Genomic DNA, 7,520 nt, shown 5'->3' with positions numbered 1-7,520 from the left:
ACGAAGGATGTCGAGACAACAATCTCGTCATCCTGCGCATGGTTGATGATTGCCCATATCCGCAGAGTTCTGCGAAAAATCAATCAAACCGCTTTCTGATTCAGGCTCTAAGTGTTTTTGTAAATTACGATTTTTGTCTGAATTTTTCGGTCTGCCTGGAATGGTTGCTGTGCAACAGTCTCTTCGGGCGACCATGACAGATCGAAGTTTGAATGCACCGGAAGTCGTGCAGACTGAAAGGGCCTCTCTGTCTTATCCTGTTGCTTTGAACGGTGGGAACGGCAGCATGAAAGTTGGTTCGGAAAGTAATAATAGTGTTTTGTTCAGCTCAACTCTGAATGGTATTATTTACCGCCAGGACTACAGGTGTGCCGACGACATGCTCTGATACCTGCGGCAGCTAACGCAATTTCCCGGATGAAGAAAAAGCGTCCGGCGGGAGCGCGGTGAGTGACGTATGTCTGGACTTTGTGTGCTCTGAGTAGCGGTTTCTAATAAATAGCATCTCACTGCCAGGCACATTGGGAGATGATCGTTTTATAATAACTCATCAGGATTTTCTGCGTAAATTTCAGCTATCAGAGTATTGTTTGTGTTTATAGAAATGTAGTTTCTTATTCAGGATGCATTATATATGAACAATATTTCAATAATTTTTATCGGGTAAAAAATTCAGAAAGTTTTCAGAGAGGCCGGCGTGGACTGTCCGATATGGATATCCGACCTAAAATCAGCATGGTGTCGTGATACACGCTTTTACGTCAGCCAATTTTTCTGACGCTTCGTTTTTTCTGTCTGGAGCCGGGAAGATGCGCTGTTCAGCACTCTTCCCGGCCGGATCGCCAGTGTGCCCGGGGGTCGCATCAGTCAGAAGATATGGGTAACGGATGCAACTCATGGGGGTGTAGTTCAGGCAAAGGTGTCGAGCGATCCATCATCGGAATCGCCAGTCGGGCGTGGACTGCCTTCGGTTGTCGTGGAAACGACGTTTCCTGAAGAATCTGTCACAGTAATTGTGATGGTGCCGTTGCTGTTCATCGTTTCCGTCGTTGTGTCGGAAGAAGAGGATGATGCGGAAGACGACGAGCCCGAAGATGACGACGAGCTTGCCGACGATGTATCAAACAGGCTGGAAACAGATGAACCGGAAAGGCCGGAGATGGAAGAGGACATGGTCTGAACTCCATTTGCTGGACCGGTCCTCATTCTCTTCCTTCAGCCGTTGAGAAGGCGTTAAGACGTGCGTAACAAATGGCAACATCAGGTGACGGGGCGCTTCTCTGTCATGATGCCGCGTTCTGCTCCTTCACGGTTGCGATCAGCGTCGGTATGACTGCCGGATCGGCCAGCGTGGAGAGGTCGCCTAAACTTTCAGTTTCATTGGACGCAATCTTTCGCAGTAGTCGCCTGACGATCTTTCCTGATCGTGTTTTGGGCATTTCATTCACAAGATAGACCCGCTCAGGGGCTGCATATCGCCCGACCCGGTCGCAGATAATGGTCGAGAGTTCATCTGCTGCGGGCGCGACTTTTGAAGAACGCGCCACGACGAACACGACGATTCCCTGGCCTTTCAGATCATGGCTGACGCCGACTGCCGCTGCTTCGGAGATGGCGTGGCAGGTTGCCAGCGCGTCTTCGATCTCCGCTGTTCCGATCCGGTGGCCGGAGACATTGATAACGTCATCCATGCGCCCTGTGATCATGTAGTAACCATTCTCATCTCGGCGTGCGCCGTCACCGGCAAAATACTTGCCGGGGCTGAACGTGAAATACGTCTCGCGAAACCGCTTGTGATCTCCCCAGATCGTCCGGGCCTGACCTGGCCAGGAGGCAGTGAAACACAGAGCGCCTTCGACGGCTCCTTCGATGATTTCGCCTTTCTCGCTGGTCAGCACGGCAGTGAGGCCGGGCAGGGGGGTTGTCGCCCAACCCGGTTTCATCGGCTGCGCACCTGGAATGACGCACAGCATGCCGCCGCCGGTTTCCGTCTGCCACCACATATCCGCGACCGGGCAACGCCGTCGGCCAACGACTTCATAGAACCATTCCCACGCATCCGGGCTGATCGGTTCTCCCGCGCAGGCCAGACGACGCAGGGACGCGAGTGAGTAGCGTCCCGGAACCTCATCGCCCTCACGTATCAGGGCGCGAATGGCTGTGGGGGCCGTGTAAAGGCAGGAGACCTCATAACGATCGACGATCTCCCACCAGCGACCGGGCTGCGGCCAGCCGAGCAGTCCTTCGTAGATCAGGGTTGTCGTCCCGCTGAGCAGCGGGCCGTAGACGACATAGGTGTGTCCGGTAATCCACGCTATATCTGCCGTGCACCAGTGGACTCGTTCCGGTTCCGGCGCCAGTGTCAGGTCCGTTGTGTATGCGGCCCACACCATGTAGCCGCCCGTGGCGTGAACCATTGCCTTGGGTTTTCCGGTGCTGCCGGAGGTGTAGAGCAGAAAAAGAACGTCTTCGGCACGCATGATTTCCGCTTCGCAGGCGGGGGACTGCTGCGAAACCAGAGCGGTGTAATCATGATCGCGCCCTTCCTTCATTGGCACGACATCGCCAGTCACCTGGACGACAATCACATTCTTTACAGCACATATCGTGCCGGCGTGGGTCAGGGCCGCATCGATCGTGACCTTGTGCGGGATCCGCTTTGCGCCCCGCCGTCCGGTATCGCAGGTGATGACCGCGACCGCGCTGCTGTCGATCAGTCGTTCACCGATGCCTTCGGGCGAGAAACCACCAAACAGCACGACGTGAACGGCTCCGATGCGCGCGCAGGCCAGCATCGCGACCACGCCCTCGACGACCATTGGCAGGTGGATGGCGACGCGCTCGCCGCGTTTGACGCCCAGAGCGCGCAATGCATTTGAAAGCCGGCAGACTTCCTCGTGGAGTTCACGAAATGTCAGGGTGCGTGATACGGTTGTGTCATCTGCCTGCCAGATTAGCGCTGGCTTGTCGCCCCGGTCTGCAAGATGCCGGTCCAGACAGCTGACTGATGCGTTAAGCATTCCATCTTCAAACCAGCGGATGGAAACGTCGCCCTCGAAGGAGGAATTCGATGCGACCGCAGGGAACGACGCCCATTCGATCCGCCGTGCCTGCTCAAGCCAGAAACCGTCCGGGTCAGAGACGGCCTGTGCCCGCAATCTGGCTATCTGCTCCGCTTTTACCGGGTCGATATCGGTAAGATTCCAGATTGCCGTGCGGTCCTGAGAGTCGGGCACCGGTTCGTCCTCCTGATGCGGTCGAGGCGATCAGGCTGATCGGCTCTGCATTTTTTTCCGGGTCACGCGTGATTATTTTTGCTTGTTATCTGGCGCGTGTGTAGCCTGCATTTAGAGCACTCTTTTTTAGATGTGGGAAGAACCATCTTCAGGATGCTCCCGATCCGCTCGTGGCTCGCCTGCGTGTCGTCGGGGTTTTGTGCTCGTGCCTGAACGAAGCGACCTGCTGTTTCTGTGTCGTCATGGGCGAGGTATTGCGATGTCGCGGCGCATGTTTCCATTTTATCATCCCTGGGGCACTGCGTCTGCGTATGATAAGCCGGGTCTGGAATTTTGAATGCGATATACCGAAACATCTTTATACACATTATGTCGATGACGAATTTTCTGTGCTCTTCTGTATTTCCGTGCCGGAGGACTGATTTGCCGCGCGTAAGCCGGATGGCCAGCGGGGTGGAATGGCCGGGCTCTTTCCTGGAGCCCGGCAAAGGCTTGCCTTTGCCCACTGTTTTATTACGAACAAACCGGCTGCCGGGGCCGCGGTCTGTATTTTTCTTCCGGGCAGTTTAGCGGTCTTTCGACGAGCTGAGCTGCCTTTGAAGAAAATTACCTTTCGGCTGTCGGAAGAACGGTCTCCACGATACTCCGGTCCAGCGCCTCATATTCATGATAGCGCAGGGTCTGATAAAGTTCTTCCCGTGTCTGCATCCGGTCCAGCATTCCCTCTGTGCTGCCATAACGCTTCAGGGTGTCATACAGCTCTGCCTGCGCCCGGTTCGCGACGCGCAATGAACTGACGGGCCAGATCACCATGCTGTAGCCCATTGCTGCAAATTCATCAGCAGTAAAGAACGGTGTTCTGCCGAACTCCGTCATGTTTGCCAGCAGCTTCGCTCCTGGCATTCGTCGGGCAAATTCTCGGAACATCTCTGCTGTGGTCAGGGCTTCAGGGAAGATCGCGTCAGCGCCGGCCTCAATGTAGAGCCTGGCCCGTGCGACGGCACCGTCGATCCCTTCGCTGGCCGCCGCGTCCGTGCGGGCGATGACCACAATATCCCGCGCTGCCCGGCGTGCGGCATCAACTTTCATCGCCATGTCGTGGGCCGAGGCGATTTTTTTGTCGTTCAGATGCCCGCATTTCTTCGGCAGAAGCTGATCCTCAAGATGCACGGCACCTGCTCCGGCATCTTCAAAGACCCTGACCATGTTCATGACGTTCAGAGTCTCACCATAGCCTGTGTCTCCGTCAACGAGCAGTGGCAGGCCGGAGGCATGGACGATCTGACGGACAAAGAAGGCAACCTGATCGATGGTGATAATTCCCAGGTCGGGCAGACCCATGCTGGCCGTCATCGCTGCTCCGGACAGATACAGCGCCTCGAAACCTGCATCCTTCGCCTGTAATGCCGCCTGTCCGTTATGTGCGCCGGGAAGGCGGAGAATGCCTGGTTTTTCAAGCAGCGTTCTGAAACGGCGTCCTGCCGGTACATGCGGGCTGTCTGCCCCGATCAGATATGTCATGCTGCTTCCTCCAGCGCGGTGCCGCGCTCATGCACAGGAACGAAAGGCCGGTCTTCGGGGCCGGTATACTCTGCTGATGGACGAATGATTTTTCCGTTTTCCCGCTGCTCGATGACGTGTGCGCACCAGCCAGCGCTGCGGGCGATGACAAAAACAGGTGTGAACATCGCGGTTGGAATCCGCATCAGGTTGTATGAAACCGCGCTGAACCAGTCGAGATTTGGAAACATCTTCTTTGTATCGGCCATTACGGTCTCGATGCGGGCCGCCACATTATACAGCCGCATTGATCCGGCCCGTCGCGACAGGCTATGGGCGGTGCGTCTGATGATCTCGTTGCGCGGATCGGCGATGGTATAGACCGGATGGCCGAAGCCGATGATGACCTCGCGGTTTTCAACGCGTCGTCGGATATCGGCCTCTGCCTCATCCGGCGTGAGATAACGCTGCTGTATCTCCAGCGCGACTTCGTTTGCGCCGCCATGTTTCGGGCCTCGCAATGCTCCGATCCCCGCGCACAGTGCCGAATACATGTCCGAGCCTGTTCCCGCCACCACGCGGCATGCAAAAGTCGAGGCGTTGAACTCGTGTTCCGCATACAGAATCAGGGAGACATGCATGGCCCGCACCCATTCTTCCGACGGCTTTGAGCCGTGCAGAAGATGCAGGAAATGTCCGCCGATGCTGTCATCGTCGGTGTCGACCGCGATGCGCTTTCCGTTGGTTGCGAAATGATACCAGTACAGCAGGATCGATCCGAGAGAGGCTATCGTCCGGTCCGCGATCTCCCGTGCTCCGACCGGGGTCATATCCCGTCGCTCGGGCAAAATACACCCGAAAGCCGACATTGCCGTTCGCATGACATCCATCGGGTGTGCGGCGGCCGGAATATCCTCCAGGACCCGTTTCACCCCCTCGGGCAGACCGCGCAGGGATCGTAAATGCTCTTTATAGGCAGCAAGCTCTGCTGCGTCAGGAAGATGGCCATGAATGAGAAGATGTGCCACTTCCTCATAATCGCAGTGTTCAGCGAGATCTTTGATGTCATAACCACGATAATGCAGATCGTTTCCGCTCTGCCCCACGGTGCACAGTGCAGTCGTTCCTGCTGTGACGCCTGAAAGAGCCACGGATTTCTTTGGTTGTCTGTCCTGAGAGGTGTGTGTCATGTGACGTCTCCTCTGTCCTGTTTTTGTGGCACGACCCCGTCGGGGCGTGACGCCGGAGTCAGTATCCGAAAATGCCGGTTTTCGGGTTTTGTTTCAGCGCGCCATTGGGAAGTGTGATGTCCAGCCCGCACAGATCCTGCGCGGTCAGTTCCGGCAGGCGCTGCACCAGATCGAGGAACCGGTCCGCTTCCTTCGGTTCGACAATGCCTTCGGTCAGTGTGCGAAATTTCCGGATGTAATCAGGGCGTGTCCAGGGGGTGGCGCCGAGAGGGTGCGCGTTGGCGACGGCGAGTTCGTCCGCAATCACCGATCCGTCGGTCATGGTGATGGTGATGCGTCCGCCAAATGCTTTCACGGCCGGGTCTGTGGCATGGTATCGCTCCGTCCATGCGGGATCTTCGACTGTGTGGATTTTTTTCCACAGCCGAACGGTATCTTCCCGATGTGCCCTTGCCGGATCATAGGATTTCACATGATGCCAGGAGCCGTCCTGCAGGGCGACTGCAACGATATACATGATTGAATGATCCAGTGTTTCGCGTGAGGCATCGGGGTCGAACTTCTGCGGATCGTTCGAGCCTGTGCCGATCACGTAATGCGTGTGGTGGCTGGTCTCGATCAGGACATCCTTTACGTTGTCCCAGGTGCTGATCTGTTTCCCGAGCCGGAATGCCAGATCAATCAGGGCCTGGCTCTGATATTCAGCCGAGTGTTCTTTGGTGTAGCTGTCCAGAATGGCGCGTTTTGGTTCGCCATCTTCCGGAAGCCGCACGAAATACCGGGCGTCTTTTCCATCCAGCATCCAGGCGATGACGCCGTCTTCACCTTCATAGATCGGGGCCGGTGAGGTTTCACCCAGCATCGCGCGGTCCACTGCCTCGACGGCCAGTTTTCCCGCATGGGCCGGCGCATAAGCCTTCCAGGAGGAGATTTCGCCCTTTCGGCTCTGGCGGGTCGCGGTTGTCACATGCAGGGCATGCTGAATCGATTGCAGGATTGTTTCCGCCGGAAGTCCGAGGAGGGTGCCGAGGCCGGCTGCGACGGACGGGCCGAGATGCGCGACGTGGTCGATCTTGTGCGCGTGAAGGCAGATGCTTCGCACCAGATCGATCTGGATTTCATAGCCTGTGGCGATGCCCCGGATCAGATCCTTGCCCGATCGGCCGCATTGTTGCGCGACGGCGAGAATGGCCGGGATATTGTCGCCGGGGTGCGAGTATTCCGCTGCGAGGAAGGTGTCGTGGAAATCGAGTTCGCGCACGGCTGTGCCGTTTGCCCAGGCGGCCCATTCGGCGTGGACCCGGATATCCGGTCCGCATCCGAACAGTGTTGCTCCGCCGGGCCGGATGTGAGCGAGGGCTTCGGCCCGGGCGCTTGTTACAGTGTGGCGGTTGACCGAGGCCATCGCGACGGAGGCGTTGTCGATCATCCGGTTGATGATCATCTCCGTCACGGGCTGTTCCACGGCCACGGGATCGGCGGCGACCTCCGCGATATGCCATGCGAGCTGCTGGTTACGTGGCAGGCGGTCTTTTTCAGGATGAACCCTGATTTCGTAAGTTTGCATATCGGTTGGCCCTGTTCGCGGATACAG

Annotated in this window: 5 protein-coding genes and 1 pseudogene; 2 read left to right on the top strand and 4 right to left on the bottom strand. The window is 56.9% G+C overall.

The window, feature by feature from the left end; all coding sequences use genetic code 11:
* Positions 1-99 (top strand): annotated as a pseudogene (locus GOB85_RS09575) (IS5/IS1182 family transposase); the annotation flags it as partial.
* Positions 100-847: 748 nt separating this feature from the next.
* On the top strand, positions 848-1,180 hold the full coding sequence (locus GOB85_RS09570; protein WP_173577319.1) for a hypothetical protein: 333 nt from the start codon (positions 848-850) through the stop codon (positions 1,178-1,180).
* Between the two features lie 103 nt (positions 1,181-1,283).
* On the opposite strand, the gene acs is transcribed toward GOB85_RS09570, so the two are convergent.
* The 4 genes from acs to GOB85_RS09550 form a co-directional block, all read right to left on the bottom strand.
* Positions 1,284-3,236, bottom strand: a complete 1,953-nt coding sequence (gene acs, locus GOB85_RS09565; protein ID WP_173577318.1) for an acetate--CoA ligase — start codon at positions 3,234-3,236, stop codon at positions 1,284-1,286.
* A gap of 606 nt (positions 3,237-3,842) precedes the next feature.
* Complete coding sequence (gene prpB / locus GOB85_RS09560; RefSeq protein ID WP_173577317.1) at positions 3,843-4,757, bottom strand: methylisocitrate lyase; 915 nt, start codon at positions 4,755-4,757, stop codon at positions 3,843-3,845.
* Complete coding sequence (gene prpC, locus GOB85_RS09555) at positions 4,754-5,926, bottom strand: bifunctional 2-methylcitrate synthase/citrate synthase (protein WP_173577316.1); 1,173 nt, start codon at positions 5,924-5,926, stop codon at positions 4,754-4,756. The genes prpB and prpC overlap by 4 nt, the downstream gene beginning before the upstream one ends.
* Positions 5,927-5,984: 58 nt before the next feature.
* Positions 5,985-7,493 carry an MmgE/PrpD family protein gene (locus GOB85_RS09550; protein WP_173577315.1) on the bottom strand — a complete coding sequence of 503 codons (1,509 nt, stop codon included), beginning with the start codon at positions 7,491-7,493 and terminating at the stop codon, positions 5,985-5,987.
* Between the last annotated feature and the right edge of the window lie 27 nt (positions 7,494-7,520).

Source organism: Acetobacter fallax (assembly GCF_011516735.1).
GTDB lineage: Bacteria > Pseudomonadota > Alphaproteobacteria > Acetobacterales > Acetobacteraceae > Acetobacter > Acetobacter fallax.
The sequence above is the reverse complement of the archived record's forward strand: the minus strand, read 5'-3'. Positions and strand labels throughout refer to the sequence as shown.